The sequence below is a fragment of the Bryobacter aggregatus MPL3 genome, from assembly GCF_000702445.1.
GTDB lineage: Bacteria > Acidobacteriota > Terriglobia > Bryobacterales > Bryobacteraceae > Bryobacter > Bryobacter aggregatus.
In genome coordinates this window covers 419363-437817 of the sequence record NZ_JNIF01000003.1, presented here as the reverse complement: position 1 = coordinate 437817, position 18455 = coordinate 419363, and the positions used below count along the sequence as shown (strand labels likewise).

Genomic DNA, 18455 nt, shown 5'->3' with positions numbered 1-18455 from the left:
CGATGCCCAATCCACCCGACCTCCATCTCTGGCTCATCCTCTTTTTCCCCCTGTTGGGGGCCTTGATCAACGGCACCATCGGACGCCGCCTGTCCAAGCCTGTCATCTCCGCCGTCGCCATCGGCTCTGTTGCCCTCTCTCTGCTTTGGGTTCTCAAAAGTCTCTCTGATCTCGGTCAATTGGAAACCGCGCACATCGAGCGCTACTTCACCTGGATCGCCTCGGGCGATCTGAAGGTTGGCTTCGATCTGTCGATCGACCGCCTCTCCTCGATCATGCTGCTGGTGGTCACCGGCGTTGGCCTGCTGATCCACATCTACGCTGTCGGCTACATGGATCATGAGGAAGGCTTCTGGCGCTTCTTCTCCTACCTGAATCTGTTCATGTTCTTCATGCTGATTCTGGTGCTGGCGCAGAACTTCCTGCTGCTCTTTGTTGGTTGGGAAGGTGTTGGTCTCTGCTCCTACTTGCTGATCGGCTTTTACTTCCTCGAGAAGTTTGCCGGCGATGCGGCGAAGAAAGCCTTCATTGTCAATCGAATCGGCGACTTTGGCTTCTCGCTGGCCATGCTCCTGCTGGTGGTGAAGTTTGGTTCGCTCGATATGACCACCGTCTTTGATGCGGTCAAGAAGATGCCAATCGAGCAATCCGCCGGCACCCTGACGACGGTTGCGTTGTTGCTACTCGTTGGTGCGGCTGGTAAGTCTGCTCAGTTTCCGCTTTATGTCTGGCTTCCGGACGCGATGGCTGGTCCCACGCCGGTCTCGGCCCTCATCCATGCCGCCACCATGGTCACCGCGGGCGTTTATGTCGTGGCCCGCTCGAGCGAAGTCTATCTACGCGCGCCAATCGCGATGGAGACGGTCGCTATCGTTGGCCTGATCACCGCGGTGCTTGCTGCGCTGATCGGCATGGCGCAGAACGACATCAAGAAGGTCTTTGCTTACTCGACGGTCTCGCAGCTTGGCTACATGTTCCTTGCCTTAGGCGTCGGCGCCTTTTCGGCTGGCATCTTCCACGTTGTCACTCATGCCTTCTTCAAGGCGCTGCTCTTCTTGGGCGCCGGAAGCGTGATCCACGCGCTGCATGGTGAACAAGACCTCAATAAGATGGGCGGGCTCCGCTCGAAGATTCCGATCACCTATTGGACCCTGCTCATTGCCGCCATCGCCATTTCCGGCGTCTGGCCCTTTGCCGGTTTCCATTCGAAGGACGCGATTCTGTTGGCTGCTTACGCGCATGCCCCCTGGATGTACTGGGTGGGTGTGGTGACGGCTGGCCTCACTGCCTTCTATGTCTTCCGCGCGATCTTCCTCTGCTTCTTTGGCGAGTATCGTGGCAAGGCGCATCCGCACGAGTCTCCCGCCATCATGTACATGCCGCTTGTGATTCTGGCGCTGCTCAGCGTTGCCGGTGGTTATCTGCCGGTGATGGAATGGCTGGAGCCACTCTTCCCCGAACACGCGGAACTGCACGCGGTCTGGCTGATCGCCACTTCGCTGGGCTTCGCTTTCTTTGGCATTTTCGTTGCCTACTATGTCTACGTTTTGAACCCCGGTTCGGCGGATGGCTACGCGAAGAGCTTCGGCTCTGTCTATCGTACGATTGCCAACAAGTTCTATGTCGACGAGATCTATGACGCCGCCATCGTCCATCCCTTGGAACAAGGCTCACGCCACGTTCTCGATGAGGGTGTTGAACAGGTGGTGATCAGCGGTGGTGTTGGCTCGGTCGTCTCGATGAGTCGCTGGTTTGGCGGAGCCTTCCGCTTGCTCCAAGCTGGAAATATCCGCAGCTACGCTGTCTATGTGTTGCTCGGTGCGGTCCTCTTCCTCGGCATCATGGTCGCCAATGGAGGTGTCCGCTAATGTTTCTTCTTCTCGCGATTCTTCTTCCGCTCCTCGGTTTCGCTGCCTGCATGACGATCTTCCGCCGTGCCGCGCAAACTGCTTATCTCGCTGCGCTCGCAACATCGGGCGTTGCCTTCCTGGCCACTCTGGCGATGGTGCCTGAAGTTGCTCAGGACCCGACGAAGCTGGCGCAGGCTTTGGACCTCAACTGGATTCCCTATCCGCCGATCCACTTCTCGATCGGTGTCGATGGCCTCTCCATCTGGCTCGTTGCCGCCACTGCCTTGCTCAGCCTGCTTGCCATTGTTACTTCCAGCCGCCGCGATGCCAACTTCCTCGGCTGGCTGCTGTTGCTTGAAGCGGCGATCATCGGCGTCTTCGTGGCGCAGGATCTGTTCCTGTTCTACGTCTGCTTTGAACTCACGCTCGTCCCCGTCCTTTTCCTGATGGGGCAATACGGCAAGAGTACGGCCGCGACAGTGAAGTTCTTCATCTACACCTTTGCCGGCTCCATTCTGATGTTGGCCGCCATCGTCTATCTGTTCTTGAAGTCTGGCTCCTTTGACTTCCAAAACATCTCGCTGCAGATTGCCGCCGGTTCCTTCCGCTTGTCGCCGGCCGAGCAGTTGCCGCTCTTTCTCGCCTTCTTCCTCGCCTTTGCGGTGAAGACGCCGCTCTTCCCCTTCCACTCCTGGCAGGCCGATGCTTACGCTTCTGCGCCGTCGCCGCTCGGCGTGGTCATGGCGGGCCTAATGGGCAAGTTGGGCACCTACGGTTTGCTGCGCTTCTGCCTGCCGCTCTTCCCGAATGCGGCGCGCGATTGTGCCCACTGGATCAATGCGCTGGCGATCATCGCAATCCTCTACGGCGCATTGGTGGCGATCGTCCAAACCGACATCAAGCGGATGCTGGCCTTCTCCTCACTGAGTCACTTGGGCTTCATCATCCTCGGCATCTTCTCCTTCCATATCAATGGCCTCGATGGCGCGGCTTACCAGATGGTCTGCCATGCGGTCACCACCGGCGGACTCTTCCTGTTGGCTGGTTACCTCGAAGAGCGCAAGGGCAACACGCTGATTGCAAGCTTTGGCGGTCTGGCTACCAGGACGCCGTGGCTTGCGACCACCTTCCTCATCGCCGCGCTGGCCTCGGCTGGCCTGCCCTCGCTGAACAACTTCGTCGGCGAATACCTGATCCTCCAGGGCGCTGCCTTCACCGGCTTCCCCTATGCCGCCGCTGCTGCGGTGGGCGTCATTCTGTCGGCGGTGTATCTGCTCTGGGCCTACCAGCGCACCTTCCTCGGGCCGAAGCCCGACAGCGATACCCCCGATTTATCCAATACCGAAGCCATCGCAATCACTCCGCTTCTTCTGCTGATGATTGCCATGGGCGTCTGGTCCACCAGTTTCCTGCCGCTCCAATCGGCGGTCAATGCAAAGATCCTTCAGCAATCGAAAATGAACGTCGAATTCCGGGTCCAAACGACTCCTGCAAACACCAACGCCGAGGTTGCTCATGGGAACTAACATGATGCCTTCGGGTGAGGAACTCCTCCGCTTCCTGCCCGAGATGATCCTCGCCGTCTTTGCCACCCTGATCATGCTTTGGGAGTCTGCCTACGACGAGCACGATGCCCGTCCGGGAATGCCTCTTCTGGCCCTCATCGGCCTTGCCCTGGCGGCAGTCGCCAGCCTGGTGGCCGGACAGGCAGAAGGACTCGCCTTTCATAAGATGCTGGTGGTCGATTCCTTTGCCACCTACTTCCGTGTTCTGGTGATCGGAATCGGTGCGCTGTGTGTACTTGTCGCCAGCCCTTTCCTGCGCCAGCGCAAAGCCGAAGGCGGCGAGTTCTACTCGCTGATGCTGCTTTCGATTCTCGGCCAGTCCGTGATGGTGTCGGCGAATGAACTGATGATGGTCTTCATTGGCCTCGAAATCTCCTCCATCGCCTCCTACATCCTGGCCGGCTACCTGCGCGACGACAAACGCTCGAACGAATCGGCGCTGAAGTACTTCCTGCTCGGCAGCTTTGCCACCGGCTTTCTGCTCTACGGTGTCGCCTGGACCTACGGGCTTACCGGCACGACGAATTTCAATCAGATTGCCGCTGTTCTGGGCAATTCCGACATCGCACCCGACCCGGTCTTCACCGCTGCCTCGGCCGCGTTGATCCTTACCGGCCTCTGCTTCAAGATCTCGGCTTTCCCCTTCCAGAGCTGGGCTCCCGACGTCTACCAGGGCGCGCCCACTCCAGTGGGCGCCTTCTTGAGCGCCGCGCCGAAGGCCGCTGCTTTTGCTACCTTGCTGCGTGTCTTCTTCACCGCCTATGAACCGCTGGCCGATCATTGGCTGCCGCTGCTGGGCGTTGTGGCTCTGCTCACGATGATCATCGGCAACTTTGCCGCTCTCTGGCAAACCGACATTAAGCGCATCCTCGGTTATTCAGCCATCGCCAATGCCGGTTATGTTCTTGTGGCCGTTGCTGCTCATACCTCGCTCGGCATCAGCGCCGTGCTGTTCTATCTGGCGGCTTACGCGATCATGAATACCGGCGCTTTTGCCGTGCTCTCGATGCGTCCTGAAACCGATCTGTCCGATTACAACGGCCTCGCCACCCGGCAACCGCTCACCGCCGCTCTGATGTCGGTATTTCTCGCTTCGCTGATCGGCCTGCCGCTGACGGCAGGCTTCTTTGGCAAGTTCTACATCTTCAAGAGTGCGATCGACGCCGAGTTGTATTGGCTGGCTGCACTGGGCCTGCTCACCAGCGCCGTGGCTGCCTTCTACTACTTGCGCATCATTGTTGCGATGTACATGACGCCTGCCGCTGAAGATGCTCCTGTTCTTGAGGCGCCTGCCACCTCGCTCCAAGCGGTGTTGTGGATCTCGGCGGTCGCAACGATTGGCTTCGGCATCTTTCCGGGCTGGCTGCTCGATTGGGCCACGCGCTCAAGTGGGCTTCTCCGCTAGAGTCCGGCCTTCCACCGAGGCGGATGTTGCCGCCATCACGGCGATCTATGCCCATTATGTGCGGACGGGAACGGCCACTTTTGAACTGGACGCTCCCGATCATCGCGAGATGATGCGCCGCCGGGCGGCGATTCTCGATCACAATTTTCCGCATCTGGTGGCGGAGTCAGAAGACGAGGAAATCCTCGGCTACTGCTCCGCCGGCCCTTACCGCCTGCGGCCTGCCTATCGCTTCACGATGGAGGACTCCATCTACGTCGCGCACACCGCAACCGGGCAGGGCATTGGCAAACTGCTGCTGTCAGACTTGCTGCTCCGCTGCGAGGCGCTCGGTTGCCGTGAAATGATCGCGGTGATCGGTGGCAGCTCGAACTACGCCTCCATTCGTCTCCACGAGCACTTCGGCTTCACGCATGTGGGCACTCTGCGCCATGTCGGCTTTAAGTTCGATACCTGGCTGGATACAGTTTTGATGCAACGTTCTTTTTCTGGAACGCTCTAAAGAGGAGAATCCGATATGTCCCATACTCTTGCTTTCGCTGCTCATAGTACGACTTCCCCGCTTGTCCCTTTTGCGCTTGACCGGCGCGAGCCCGGCCCGCGGGATGTCCAAATCGAAATCCTGTATTGCGGTGTTTGCCATTCCGACCTCCACACGGTTCGTGACGAGTGGGGCGGTACGGTTTTTCCGGTGGTGCCTGGTCACGAGATTGTCGGGAAGGTGACTGCGGTCGGCTCCCAAGTGAAGAAGTTCAAGGCCGGCGCGCTCGCTGGAGTGGGCTGCATGGTGGATTCGTGCCGCACTTGCGCCAGTTGCCAGGAAGGGCTGGAACAGTATTGCGATGTGGGGGGCACCATTTTCACCTACAACGCTCCTGACAAGCATTCGGGGGGCGTCACCTACGGTGGCTACTCGAACCGGATTGTGGTGGATGAGGACTTTGTGCTGCACATCTCGAGCAAGCTCGATCTGGCGGCCACCGCGCCCCTCCTTTGTGCCGGGATCACCACCTACTCGCCATTGCGGCACTGGAAAGTGGGAAAAGGCAGTAAGGTGGGGATCGTGGGGCTGGGCGGACTCGGCCACATGGGCGTCAAATTCGCTCATGCTTTTGGTGCTCACACTGTGCTTTTTACTACTTCAGCCAGCAAGGTGGCAGACGGCAAACGGCTGGGCGCGGACGAAGTGGTGATCTCAAAGGACGAGGCGCAGATGAAGCAGCATCTAGGCAGCTTCGACTTCATCCTCAACACCGTTGCCGCTCCTCACAATCTGGATGCCTTCCTCACCCTGTTGAAGCGCGACGGAACAATGTGTCTGGTGGGCGCGCCTGATTCGCCACATCCTTCGCCGCAAGTCTTCAACCTGATCTTCCGGCGTCGCGCGCTTGCGGGTTCGTTGATTGGCGGCATCCCGGAGACCCAGGAGATGCTTGATTTCTGTGCGGAACACAACATCACCTCCGACATCGAACTCATTCCGATCCAGAAGATCAACGAAGCCTATGAGCGGATGCTAAAGAGCGATGTGAAGTACCGGTTTGTGATCGACATCGCGACGCTCGCAGCCAAGAGCTAACGAGAGACTTGCGGAGAGGACACGATGGCTCAGGTACGGATCGATGCGGCGGTTGGAATTCGCGATGGGCGGAGTACGATGCCGAATCTGGCCCGCGACCTGAATCAGGTGACTGCGCTCTTTGATCGGATTCCGGTGGCGCAGGGCGGCTCGATGGAGATTGGCGGCCTCTGGCCAACAGATCGAAATGCCCTGATTCTGGAACTGACGGCGCAGATCATTCGCTTCCAAACCACGAATCGCCGCCCCCGCATTGATGGGGTGATCGATCCCGATGGCGGTACGCTCCGTCTGATGAATCAGCTCGCCCGGGAGCCCGGGCGGCCCTCCGTGGTGACGGGCGGCGCAACCGTGATGCCGAATCCCGGCGGTAAGCCGGACAAAGTCGAAGCCGGTGCCATCGTCGCCGAACCGCAGAGCGTGGGCGGCACCGGAAAGCTTCGCGCGATGACGGTGGCCACCAACTACATCCGAAAGCTAGTGCGCCACGAGTCCTCTTCCATCCAGTGGTTTGGCGTGGTCATCCCCACGGCGGCCAACCTGAGTGCCTCGCTGACCCCGCATCTGAACTTCACACCGAGCCCCTGGCAGGGCGGCTATCTCGATCCCGGTTATGACGAGTTCTCCAGTTGGGCGCAACTTTGGGACGACTACACCAGCGTGATCGGAGGGCAGATGGCTGCGGCCCGGGCTGACCAGATTCTGGTGTTACCCTTTTACCGCAACAGCCAGGCGAAAGACCTTGGGAGCTTTCTTTTGCAATGGAAGAAGGTGGTCGACGATGTGATCACCGCCGTGATCCAGCAGTTGGATCCGCTGGCGCTGCGGGACACTTTTTTCTCCAGTTCGATCGTCAGCTCCAGCTTCAGCAATGGGTGGATTCCGCACCAGAATTTTCAAACCCAGGCCATCGGAGCTGCCGCTCTCTCCGAGAGGATTTTGGATCTTGATGGTGTGGCGGGAGGCTCGATGTGGGTGCCTCCAAAGAGCATCATTTACCGGAACCGCGCTTTGCCGCGCGGCATGAATCCGCAAGGCAACATCTATTATGTCGGTGGGCGCTGGGATGCCTTCGCGAAGTTCTACGGCGGGGGATTCAACACGCACGCCTGTTGCCGGAATCATCTTCTGTATCCAGGCCTGCGTCTATAGCTGAAAAAGGCGATTCCTAATCGAGGGCCAAGCCTGATAAATTCAATTCATGCGATTTGTTTATCTGTTCAGCGCACTCGTCTGCGCTTCGGCATTGTTTGCTGCGGATCCTTCCGACAAACCTTTCAAGCCTGAGAAGGGCTTTACCTCTCTGTTCAATGGCAAGGACCTCACCGGTTGGACCAAGTCGAAGGAAAACGAAGACTCCTTCTCCGTCAAAGACGGTGCGATCGTGGCCAGCGGCAAGCGTTGCCATCTTTATTTCACCGGCCTGTTCAAGGGCAAGCCCGCCTCGTTCAAGAACTTTGAGCTCCGCCTCAGTGTGATGACAAAGCCGGTTTCCAACGGTGGTATCTACTTCCACACGAAGTATCAGCCCACGGGTTTCCCGGAAACGGGGTTTGAGGTGCAGGTCAACAACACGCACGGCGACTGGAAGAAGAGCGGCGGCCTGTACAACGTCCAGGACGTCAAGGAATCTGTTCCCGATAACGTCTGGTACACCCAAACGATCATCGTCCAGGGTAAGCATGTCCAGACCTTCATCAATGGTAAGAAGATCGCCGACTGGACACAGCCCGACGATTGGGCCGGCCCCAAGGGCAACCCCGGCCGCGTCATTGGCGCCGGCGACACCTTTGCTTTCCAGGCTCACGATCCGGGTTCGACAACAATGTACAAGGACATCCGCGTCAAGATCCTCAAGCCGTAGTTGGATCGCTGATTCCTACAGAAAGGCCAACTCTTCGGAGTTGGCCTTTTCTTTTGTGCCCGCGCGCCTGGGGCAAAATCGATCATGATACCGTTGGAGCATCAGCGTTCTCCCTCGCCATTCCTTCCGTCCGGCTGGTGCCGTAACCGGTATCGGCAGCCTGCCTTTTCTAAATGCGGCTACGGCCCTTCACGCGGTAGCGCAGTCTTCTCCTGAAATCCCTTTCTGGCCACAACTCCCGCAGCGGAGCGAGCGTGAAAGCGCGATTGCCCAAGGGCTTGGAATGCTGTTCGATCTGCTGGAGCCCCGCGCGGAAGGCTACGGCTATCAGGTGAAAGAGGGCCGGATCGATGCCGTGGTCGCCCTGCTACACCGCAGCGATGGACACTTGACCACCACCAACGCGGCCGGTTTTGACGCCTTGGAGAAGGCCTGGACCGCAGGGCAGTTTCCCGCCGCGCGCGCGATCAAAGGGCAGATCGAGGGACCTATCACCCTGGCCACCTATCTATTCCACCAAGGCCGCCCCTTCCTGTCCGATCCGGCGCTCTTTGCCGCCATTGCCTTCCATGTCTCGCAAATGATCTGCTGGCAGGTGGATCGCTTGAAAGGCTTTGGCGTTCCGGTGCTGCTCTTTCTTGACGAGCCTGCTTTGTGTCTGGACGCCCCCGGCGCCGTCCCGGAGGAGAAGCGCCTCAGTGCTTTGGCTGTCACGCTTGAGGATGCGCGGGCGCGCGGCGCCTGGGCCGGGCTGCATTGCTGTGCCGCCCATCCTTTCGAGCGGATGTGCCGCGTGAAGCCGGACATCCTCTCTTTTGATGCTCACCTTGGTCTCGAGTCCTTCTTTACAGACCGGCATGCGCTGGCCTTCGTACACCAGGGGGGAAGCGTGGCCTACGGGATGGTTCCCACCTGGCAGAGCCTCGAAGACCTCGATCCGCTGAGTCTCTTCACCCGCTGGCTGGCCGCCGCCTCACTGGCTGCTGACCCGCAAGAACTGGCGCAACGCGCCCTGATCACAGCCACCTGCGGACTCGGGCTGCTCAGCCCGGCCTCCGTCACGGCGTCTTTTGCGCTAGCGCACGGCGTCTCCACGTTGATCCGGCGTTTGTCGGGCGAAGCTATTTAAGCGGACGGCTCGTAGTTCAGGTTCGGGCCAAGCCATCGCTCCACCTCCGCAACGCTCATGCCCTTGCGTTCGTGGTAGTCGAGTACCTGGTCGCGATCGATCTTGCCGAGGCTGAAGTAGCGGGATTCCGGGTGGGCAAAGTAAAGCCCGCTGACGCTTGAGCCGGGCCACATCGCAAAGGATTCCGTAATGCGAATCCCCGTCTTTGCCTCCACATCGAGCAGGCTCCAGAGCGGTCCCTTCTCGGTGTGGTCGGGGCAGGCTGGATAGCCAGCCGCTGGGCGGATGCCCCGGTACTTCTCCTCGATGAGCTCTTCGTTGCTCAGCGCTTCCGCGCGTCCGTAGCCCCATTCCTCGCGCACCCGCTTGTGCAGGCATTCGGCAAAGGCTTCTGCCAGACGATCGGCGAGCGCTTCGGCCATGATCGCGTTGTAATCGTCATTCTCGGCGCGGAAGCGATCGCACAATTCCTTCAGGCCGATCCCGGTCGTGACTGCAAACGCGCCGATGTGATCGGGCAAGCCTGTTTCCTTCGGCGCGATGAAGTCGGCGAGAGAACGGCACGGCTCGCTGCCTTCGCGATTCACCTGCTGGCGCAGAAAGTGGAATTGCTCCAGTACCCTTGTACGCGTGTTGTCCGTATAGAGCTCTACATCGTCGCCGATGGCGCTGGCCGGGAAAAGACCATAGACGCCGCGTGCCGTAATCAGCTTCTCTGCAATGATCCGGTCGAGCAAGGCGTTGCCTTCATTGAAGATCTGGCGTGCCTGTGCGCCATGCGCTTCATGATCGAAGATACGCGGATAGATTCCCTTGAGTCCCCAGGTGTGGAAGAACGGAGACCAGTCGATGTAGTCGCGCAGGGTGGCGAGGGGGAAGTCCTCCAGGACACGCACGCCGGTGAACTCCGGCTGGGGAATGTCTTCGGTCCGCCACTCGATTGGCGTCCGTCTGCTGCGAGCGGTCTCGAGTGGGACGGCACTCTGTCGGGGTGCGGCGTGCGACTTGCGCAGTGCTTCGTAGTCCGAGCGGTGCTGCTTGACAAAGGCAGGCTTGCCGTCTTCGCTGAGCAGGCTGGTGGTTACCGGTACGGCCCGGCTGGCGTCGAGCACATGGACGACCGGCTCGCTATAATGCGGCGCGATCTTGATCGCTGTGTGCGCCCGGCTGGTTGTGGCGCCGCCAATGAGCAGCGGTAACTTGAAGCCTTGCCGTTCCATCTCGCGGGCCACATGCACCATCTCGTCCAAGGACGGCGTAATCAGGCCGCTGAGCCCGATCACATCCGCCTTCTCTGCCTTGGCGCGCTCGAGAATCTTTTCACAGGGCACCATCACGCCCATGTCGATTACTTCATAGTTATTGCAGGCCAGCACAACGCCGACGATGTTCTTGCCGATGTCGTGTACGTCGCCCTTGACTGTGGCGAGCACGATCTTGCCCTGGGTCTTTACTACTTGTCCTGCCGCCGCCATCGAAGCCTTCTCGGCCTCCATGAACGGAGTCAGGTAGGCCACCGACTTCTTCATCACGCGGGCAGACTTGACCACCTGCGGCAGAAACATCTTGCCGGCACCAAACAGATCGCCCACCACGCTCATGCCTGCCATGAGCGGCCCCTCGATCACCAGCAGGGGACGGCCCAACTTCAGGCGTGCTTCCTCCGTATCGACATCGATGTAAGTGTCGATGCCTTTGACGAGGGCGTGGGCCAGCCGTTCCTCAACCGTCCCGTTCCGCCACTCTTCCGCCTTCTTCTCTGTCACGACGGTGTCGGTGTTGGCGGCCTTCAGCAGTTCGCCATGCTCCACTAAGCGCTCGGTCGCGTCGGGACGGCGGTTCAGCAGAACGTCTTCTACCAGCACCTTCAACTCGGGTTCAATCTCCTCGTACACCTCGAGCATGCCCGCATTCACAATGCCCATGTCCATACCGGCGGCGATCGCATGGTAGAGGAAGGCTGAGTGCATTGCCTCGCGCACCTTGTTGTTCCCGCGGAAGCTGAACGAGATATTCGAAACACCACCGCTGACCTTGGCATGCGGCAGATTCGCTTTGATCCAGCGCGTGGCGTTGATGAAGTCCAGAGCGTAGTTGTTGTGCTCCTCCATGCCGGTCGCAACCGTGAGGATATTCGGATCGAAGATGATGTCCTCGGGCGCTAAGCCGACCTCGTCCACCAGAATCCGATAAGCGCGTTCGCAGATCCGGATCTTGTCCTCGTAGGTGGCAGCCTGGCCTTGCTCATCAAACGCCATCACCACCACAGCCGCGCCATATTGCCGCACCGTCGCTGCGTTCTGCCGGAACTTGTCTTCGCCCTCTTTGAGCGAGATCGAATTCACAATCCCCTTGCCCTGCAGGCATTTGAGGCCCGCCTCGATCACTTCCCATTTCGAGGAATCGACCATGAACGGAACCTTGGCCACCTCGGGCTCACTCGCCAGCAATTGCAGATAACGAGTCATCGCCGCAACGCCATCGATCATGCCCTCATCCATGCAGATGTCGATCACATTGGCGCCGTTCTCCACCTGTTGCCGGGCGATGCTGACGGCTTCTTCGTACTTGCCTTCTTTGATCAGCTTGGCAAATTTCGGCGAGCCGGCCACATTGGTCCGCTCCCCGATCATGATGTAGACTCCGGGCTGCTGGGTAAAGGGTTGCGATCCGGAGAGCCGAAGCGGCCGCGGTGCGATCGACTCAGGTACGCTCACACTCACCGCTGTGGTCACGGACCGCACTTCACGCGGATGTCTGCCATCCAGTGCCTTGGCGATGGCTGCAATGTGTTCCGGCGTATTGCCGCAGCAGCCGCCGGCGATATTGATCAGACCTCCATGGGCGAAGTCTCCGAGAAAGCGGCCCATGTCGGCGGGCTCCAGATCGAAGCCAGTGGGCGTGAGAGGGTTGGGGAGCCCGGCATTTGGATAGCAGGAGACGGCAGCGCTGGATTTCTCCGCAAGCTCCGACAGAAATGGATACATCAGATCCGGACCGAGCGAGCAGTTGAGACCCACGGACAACGGATTGATGTGCTGCACCGCGTTCCAGAATGCTTCAATGGTCTGGGCAGAGATCATCGTCTCGCCACCACGGCCCACGGCTGCCGAGATCATGACCGGCAACTCCGTGCCATCCTGATCGAACACCTCACGAATCGCTACCAGAGCGGCCTTTGCATTCAGCGAGTCGAAGATGGTTTCCACCAGAAGCAAGTCGGAACCGCCGGCAATGAGCGCCCGTACCTGCTCGATGTAGGCTTTCTTCACCTGATCGAAGGTGATGACGCGAAACCCGGAATCGTCGGCGTCGGGGGAGTTCGAAAGAGAAACGGTCAGCGGTCCAATCGCACCGGCCACAAAACGTGGCCGCCCTGTCGCATTTGCTACCCGATCGGCCCATTCGCGGCACTGCCGTGCCGACTGCTCGTTGATCTCCCAGGCCAGGTTGCTAAGAAAACGGTCGTCGATAATCTTCTGATAGAACTCAGGGTCTTTCCGGCCGCCATGCTCACGCGGGTCGTCCACAAAGAACTCGCTTTGCGTGATGCTGGTGGCCCCGAAAGTATTGGTCTCGATAATATCCGCACCGGCTTCGAGAAAGCGGCGGTGGATGTCGCAGATCATCTTGGGCTGCGTCAGAGAAAAGAGGTCGCCGTTATTGAGCAGATCCTTCTTCGAATCCTGGAATCGTTGCCCGCGGATGTCGTTCTCGGTCATGCCGTAGGTGCGAATGGTCGTACCCATGGCGCCGTCGATGATGGCGATGCGGTTCTTGAGGATCTGGTGAAGCGGGTGTTGGTCGGCTGGTGTCATGTTTGCCTGATGGCCTTGGAAGCGGGCTCGTCGGCAATCGTGAGCAACAGGGAAGTTGCGCTTTCTCAAACTCACGAGAAGCCACGCCCAATTCAATCATAGCGATTCAGCGGACCAGCTAGCGCGTTAACGGTCCATACAGCTCCGGGCGGCGGAAGCGGAAAAGATACTCAGGTTCGGCACGCGCGGCACGGAGATCGCTCGCTTGGAGCTCGTGGAGCAGCAGTTCGCCGGGATTCGTCTGTTCAGCCAACACTTCACCACGAGGGCCGACAATCATACCGCCGCCGGGGAAGTTCTGTCCCACACCCAGCGCTGCCACCTGACCGCTGTAGTTCACTGCGACGCCGAATACGCCATTCTCCTGGCAGCGCGCGCGCAATGCAGGGCCCGCCCAGGCCGCCCAGCCCGCTGGTGTCACCGGAGGCGGATCGGCAGCAAAAGGGAACAGCACGATCTCGACATTCTGCACCGCCAGCAGTCGCGTTGATTCAGGGAGCAGCGTGTCAAAACAGATGTTCGCTCCGATCCGTCCGATCGGCGTATCGATCACCTCCGGGCCCGAGCCGCCGTTGTAGAACGGCATTTCAAACATCGGGATATGCATTTTGCGCCAGTAGCCGGCCAGACCTTGCGGCCCCACGAGCACATGTGTGTTGTAGAGGACATTGCCTGCATCTTCGAGGATGCCCGCCGCGATGTAGATGCCAATCTGCTGGGCCGCGCGTGCGAGCGTGGTCACTGCAGGACCATCCAGTCGTTCGGCGGAGTTACGGGCAAACGAGAGTGCCTCCCGCAGCCAGGCGGCGTGATTGCTTTCCGGGTGATTCGGAAGAAAGCCAGTCAGCGACAGCTCCGGAAACAGGACCAGCTTTGCTCCGAGCGAAGCGGCCTGACTGGCCTGATCTGCAATCTTTTCAATATTTTGTGAGGTTGCGCCGGGTAGTGTGGTGCCATTGGCAGCAGCGGCGATGAGGCGATCGAACAAAGCTGAAGTCTCCCGCGGTCAGGATAGCAAGCGGCCTTCCTTTCAAGCAGCCTGCAAGGAGAACCGCAGCGCGCTCGAGAATTCCCGCCACGACTTCGACCAACGCGCGAGCCTGGCTGAATGAAGTACAGCGCGTAGCTGTTCAAATCCCAAATCCCACACTGCCGCGACGCCGATGCCTCTGCTGGCTGCAGGGTATTAGATCTTTGATGTAGGAAGCGGACGTCCTGCGGCAACTCCGCGCCCTTGTTTCAGACATCCCAGCGCCCAAATATGCCAAGATACCGGGAGACAAGTGACGAAGCAAGTAGCATTGGGGTGGCTTTGGCTACTTCTCGTGGCAGGGATTACGGTGATTTATCGCGGGGTGACGCAGTCGGCCACGATTGATGAGTCTTACGTGTACCACCTATTCCTGAACCAGGATGCTAGCGCTCTATGGTCGAAGTATGATGCAGGCTACCATGTGCTGCATACCTGGGCCACTTGGCTTGCAGTTCATAAGTTTGGCAAGTCCGAGCCCATCTTGCGATTGCCCAGCATGCTTGCCGGGCTATGTTTTTTATGGGGCGTTGGAGTGCTTTGCCGTAAGGTGATGGGCGATGGTTGGCGCTTTGTCGTTGCGGTGGTTCTGCTCACGGCCCATCCACTTGTGGCTGACTATCTGTCGGTTGCCCGTGGTTATGGCGCCGGGCTGGCCTTCTTCACCTGGGCGTTGATTGCCTATCTTTCCGATCGAGTCGTCCGCGGCAGCGTCTTGCTTGCTTTGAGCACTGCCTGCAACCTCACCTTTCTGGTGCCTTCGATCGCGCTCAGCCTCTCGCTTCTTGCTGCAAGAGCACTCCGTGGCACAGAGTTGTGGGCGCCTCTCAAGCAAATGGTCTTACCCTTTGCAGTCACGCTCGGGCCGATTCTCGCGATCCCTCTGTGGCATGCCGGCCGCGCACACTTTTACTTCGGGTCCAATGACTGGAGCGAAGCCTTTGCGAGCTTGCTGGAGCCCACCACCCAATACGGGGAGCGGATTCCCCTCCAGATGGCCGCAGCCCTGAACGGCACGATGGCGCCATTGCTGTTGATCCTCATCCTGGTGGCAGGTCTGATTGCCGCGAAGCGCTGCGATCTACCGGCAACGCTCGCGGTGGGTTGTCTGACGCTGAGCCTCGCCATGCTGACCGCTGCCCATCAGGTCTTGGGCGCTTTATACCCGTGGAGCCGGACTGGGATCTATCTGCTCTGGACCGCGTTGTTGTCCTGCGCCTTCCTATGGAACTGGGCGGCACAACAGAGCGACTGGCCAAAGCGGTTTTCCGTTGTCTTCGGCGCCGCTTCTACCTGCCTTGCCCTCCTGTTTGTGGTGCAGGCAGACCTTCGGTATTACTACGACTTCCGAAGCGACGCTGGAGTAGCAGCGATGATGAGTCACCTGCGAGACCTGCATCCTACGCAGCCGGAATGTATCGGCGGCAACTGGACTTTCGAACCTACGGTCAACTATTACCGTTTGCGTTATAAGTTAGGTTGGCTCGCAGAGATGAAGCGCACGCCAGAGCCGCAGCAAGGTTGCCGTTTTTATCTCGTGATTGGATCTGACGAGCGCTATGTCGCATTGCTCCACCTCCGCAAGTTGAAAGTGGATGCGGTCTCCGGCACGATCCTCGCGGAAGCAGTTACGGAATAATCTTTGCTCTGCGGAATGTGTCAAACAACCGGCCTGGCATCCGTCTTTTTATCCGATTATCCTAGTCGCCATGTTGGGTGATCTGGCTATCGCTTTTCGCGGACTCCGTCGTTCGCCGCTTTTTGCACTTCTTGCGATCGGCACCCTCTCTTTGGGCATCGGCGCCAATGCAACGATCTTCTCCGTGGTCAACTCTGTCTTACTCCGCCCGCTTGCGGGCTTCGAGACGAACCGGATCATGCGCATTCAGGACGCTGGTCATACCGGTGGACTTGGCTTTGTCGACCCGGAAGTCTTCAAAATCATTCGTGCCCAGTCGAAGACCTTGGACCAACTGTCTGGTATGCAATTCTGCCCATTCACTCTGGAGCATGATGCGGAACGAGAGCAGGTCTGGGGACCCTGTGTCACATCCAACTGGTTCGCCCTCCAGCACGCCCAGGCGATGCTGGGACGCACCTTTCTGCCGGAGGAGCATCAACCAGGTAGAAACAAAGTGGTCGTGTTGGAACACGGCTTCTGGCAGCGCCGCTTTGGCGGCAGGAGGGACATCGTTGGGCAGAAGATTCTTCTCGACAAATCCCCCTGGGTCGTCATCGGAGTGATGCCTCCCGAATTCCAGCCCATCGGTGCAAGTGCATCCATGATTTTCACGCCCTACATACTGGATGATCAATCCGCCGGGCTGTATGTGACTGGCCGGCTGAAGCCGGATACCACTCCAGACCAGGCTCAAACGGAACTGCAGTTTCTCTCCCAGCAACTCCGGCCGACGCTGCCCCGTTTTCAGGATCTGAAGTTGAAGACTACATCAGTTTTGGAAGACATCACCGGGCCCGCGGCACCCCTATTGCGCGTACTGCTGGGAGCCGTTTCGCTGGTCCTGTTGATTGCCTGTGCCAACGTTGCAAATCTTCTTCTTGCTCGATCAAGAACACGCGAGAGGGAGATGAAAATTCGAACTGCCCTGGGAGCGCCCCGATGGAGGATTGTGCGTTTCTTGTTTGCGGAATCGCTGCTCCTCTGTCTCGCGGCAAGGGTTGCGGCGCTTGTCATTGCAATCGTTGCGCTATCGCTTGCTCGTCCTCTGACTGCCACTCTTCCGCGGGCGGAAGAGGTGTCGATCGATCTTCGTGTATTCGCATGGTGTCTGGCTACAGGACTTCTCACCGCGATGCTCTTTGGTATGGTTCCGGCCTTTCAGGGGACGGCCGCTATGGGGGATCGATCCTCACGGCGATGGCAAGGCTTTCTAGTTGCTGCGGAGCTTGCTCTTGCCTTCGTCCTACTGCTCGGTTCCGGGTTACTCCTACGAACATTTGTTGCGATGAGAAGTACAAACCTGGGATACGATCCGCAGAAGGTCCTCACTCATTTCATGGCGCAACCGCCGTCACAGGATGGTTCCCGCACCGCTGGTATTGCGTTGTACGCCCGCTTGCGCGAAAAGCTGGCGGCGCTTCCGGGAGTTCTTGATGTTGCTACGGTGAGTACGCTTCCCATGGGCGGGGTAACGATGATGATGGATGTCCAGCCGGTAGGCGGAGCGGCAAGCCGAAGTACCAGACAGGCTGCACTAGTCATCGCGAGCGATGGCTACTTCCGGGTCGCCAGAATCCCGATGCGCGCTGGACGTAGCTTCACGCCAACGGATCGCGAAGGCAGCACTCCCGTAGTGGTGGTCAGCGAATCGATTGCGACGCGCTATTTCGCGGGGAAGGCCCTCGGCCAGCGGATTGTCGTTCCCCGGATTGGTTATAACGTGACCGGGGGCGGAGAACTCCACGCCGAGATTGTTGGTGTCATCGGGAATATTTGCGTCAACTCTTTCTCTGATTGCGAGGTTGAGCACATTTATCTTCCGGAGAGCCAGGCCGGGCTTCGGATGTCCTACTTCCTGATCCGTTCGAGCATTGCTCCCATGTCTCTGTCGTCGGCCGTCCAGAGAGCAACTGCGGAGGAGTCGCCACTGATCCCGCTAGATCCGCCTCAGACTCTTGAGCAACGCACCGGCTATCTCACCGATTCGGTGCGACGGGGGATGTGGTTGATCAGCATCTTCGCGGCTCTGGCGGCAGTTCTGGCTGCGAGCGGAGTCTACGGTGTTTCGAGCTATCTCGCCAGCTTGCGGCGCAAGGAGATGGGCATCCGGGTGGCGTTAGGTGCCGGCTTTGCTGACATCGCGAGCCTACTCTACAGCCAGACACTGGCGATGGCAATCTTTGGCCTCGCCGCCGGCGCCATCGCCGGTGCCTGGCTGACTCGTTTTATCGAGACGATGTTATTCAAGGTGAGTCCGAATGATCCCGTGACATTTGGAGTTGTTACTGTCATGTTGGTCGCAGTTGTATTGCTCGCTGCTACTCCGCCGGCGCTTCGTTCTGGTGGGATGAATGTAGCGGCTGAGCTGCGGCGCGAGTAGCTTGCCGCTGGGGTCGCGCCGGTGTTGTCTAACAGATGCTCGAACGGGGAGCCGATTGAGAAGAGCGGGATGCTGAGCCCAGAGCCTGGGCAGCGAGATGGGCCATCCGATGTCGTCAAGCTTCTCGATGCTTGAGTGTATCAGGTGGTTGACA

At 59.1% G+C, this 18455-nt stretch carries 12 protein-coding genes; 10 read left to right on the top strand and 2 right to left on the bottom strand.

The genetic code is table 11. From position 1 onward, the window contains the following. Positions 1 to 2: 2 nt before the first annotated feature. The 8 genes from nuoL to M017_RS0102390 all read left to right on the top strand — a co-directional run bounded on the left by nuoL (position 3) and on the right by M017_RS0102390 (position 9392). On the top strand, positions 3 to 1868 hold the full coding sequence (gene nuoL, locus M017_RS0102425) for an NADH-quinone oxidoreductase subunit L (RefSeq protein ID WP_031495501.1): 1866 nt from the start codon (positions 3 to 5) through the stop codon (positions 1866 to 1868). Then, positions 1868 to 3376, top strand: a complete 1509-nt coding sequence (locus M017_RS0102420; RefSeq protein WP_031495500.1) for a complex I subunit 4 family protein — start codon at positions 1868 to 1870, stop codon at positions 3374 to 3376. Before nuoL ends, M017_RS0102420 begins: the two co-directional genes overlap by 1 nt. A 1-nt stretch (position 3377) precedes the next feature. Beyond that, positions 3378 to 4820, top strand: a complete 1443-nt coding sequence (locus M017_RS0102415; RefSeq protein ID WP_238325789.1) for an NADH-quinone oxidoreductase subunit N — start codon at positions 3378 to 3380, stop codon at positions 4818 to 4820. Then, positions 4804 to 5322 carry a GNAT family N-acetyltransferase gene (locus M017_RS0102410; RefSeq protein ID WP_031495496.1) on the top strand — a complete coding sequence of 173 codons (519 nt, stop codon included), beginning with the start codon at positions 4804 to 4806 and terminating at the stop codon, positions 5320 to 5322. The genes M017_RS0102415 and M017_RS0102410 overlap by 17 nt, the downstream gene beginning before the upstream one ends. Positions 5323 to 5337: 15 nt before the next feature. Further along, positions 5338 to 6399, top strand: a complete 1062-nt coding sequence (locus tag M017_RS0102405) for an NAD(P)-dependent alcohol dehydrogenase (protein WP_031495494.1) — start codon at positions 5338 to 5340, stop codon at positions 6397 to 6399. A gap of 24 nt (positions 6400 to 6423) precedes the next feature. Then, positions 6424 to 7551 carry a hypothetical protein gene (locus M017_RS0102400; protein WP_031495493.1) on the top strand — a complete coding sequence of 376 codons (1128 nt, stop codon included), beginning with the start codon at positions 6424 to 6426 and terminating at the stop codon, positions 7549 to 7551. A 49-nt stretch (positions 7552 to 7600) separates the two neighbouring features. Beyond that, positions 7601 to 8263: a 3-keto-disaccharide hydrolase gene (locus tag M017_RS0102395; RefSeq protein WP_031495492.1), complete on the top strand. Its 663-nt coding sequence runs from the start codon at positions 7601 to 7603 to the stop codon at positions 8261 to 8263. 283 nt (positions 8264 to 8546) lie between these two features. Further along, positions 8547 to 9392 carry a uroporphyrinogen decarboxylase/cobalamine-independent methonine synthase family protein gene (locus tag M017_RS0102390; RefSeq protein ID WP_031495490.1) on the top strand — a complete coding sequence of 282 codons (846 nt, stop codon included), beginning with the start codon at positions 8547 to 8549 and terminating at the stop codon, positions 9390 to 9392. Here the strand turns inward: M017_RS0102390 and metH are convergent. Next, positions 9389 to 13210 carry a methionine synthase gene (metH, locus tag M017_RS0102385; RefSeq protein ID WP_031495489.1) on the bottom strand — a complete coding sequence of 1274 codons (3822 nt, stop codon included), beginning with the start codon at positions 13208 to 13210 and terminating at the stop codon, positions 9389 to 9391. The genes M017_RS0102390 and metH overlap by 4 nt on opposite strands. Before the next feature lie 118 nt (positions 13211 to 13328). Then, positions 13329 to 14198 (bottom strand): carbon-nitrogen hydrolase family protein, encoded by an 870-nt coding sequence (locus M017_RS0102380; protein ID WP_051669438.1) that lies wholly within the window; start codon positions 14196 to 14198, stop codon positions 13329 to 13331. A gap of 295 nt (positions 14199 to 14493) precedes the next feature. Between M017_RS0102380 and M017_RS0102375 the strand changes: the two genes are divergently transcribed. Then, positions 14494 to 15879, top strand: coding sequence for a hypothetical protein (locus M017_RS0102375; protein ID WP_155121190.1), 1386 nt, complete (start codon positions 14494 to 14496; stop codon positions 15877 to 15879). A gap of 70 nt (positions 15880 to 15949) precedes the next feature. Beyond that, a complete protein-coding gene (locus M017_RS0102370) occupies positions 15950 to 18301 on the top strand; it encodes an ADOP family duplicated permease (protein ID WP_031495485.1) in 2352 nt (783 codons plus the stop codon). Positions 18302 to 18455: the final 154 nt, after the last annotated feature.

Excerpts from the sequence above, each read along its gene's own strand:
- nuoL (WP_031495501.1), top strand. The coding sequence starts at position 3 with ATGCCCAATCCACCCGACCTCCATCTCTGGCTCATCCTCTTTTTCCCC.
- M017_RS0102420 (WP_031495500.1), top strand. The coding sequence starts at position 1,868 with ATGTTTCTTCTTCTCGCGATTCTTCTTCCGCTCCTCGGTTTCGCTGCC.
- M017_RS0102415 (WP_238325789.1), top strand. The coding sequence starts at position 3,378 with ATGATGCCTTCGGGTGAGGAACTCCTCCGCTTCCTGCCCGAGATGATC.
- M017_RS0102405 (WP_031495494.1), top strand. The coding sequence starts at position 5,338 with ATGTCCCATACTCTTGCTTTCGCTGCTCATAGTACGACTTCCCCGCTT.
- M017_RS0102400 (WP_031495493.1), top strand. The coding sequence starts at position 6,424 with ATGGCTCAGGTACGGATCGATGCGGCGGTTGGAATTCGCGATGGGCGG.
- M017_RS0102395 (WP_031495492.1), top strand. The coding sequence starts at position 7,601 with ATGCGATTTGTTTATCTGTTCAGCGCACTCGTCTGCGCTTCGGCATTG.
- M017_RS0102390 (WP_031495490.1), top strand. The coding sequence starts at position 8,547 with ATGCTGTTCGATCTGCTGGAGCCCCGCGCGGAAGGCTACGGCTATCAG.
- metH (WP_031495489.1), bottom strand. The coding sequence starts at position 13,210 with ATGACACCAGCCGACCAACACCCGCTTCACCAGATCCTCAAGAACCGC.
- M017_RS0102370 (WP_031495485.1), top strand. The coding sequence starts at position 15,950 with ATGTTGGGTGATCTGGCTATCGCTTTTCGCGGACTCCGTCGTTCGCCG.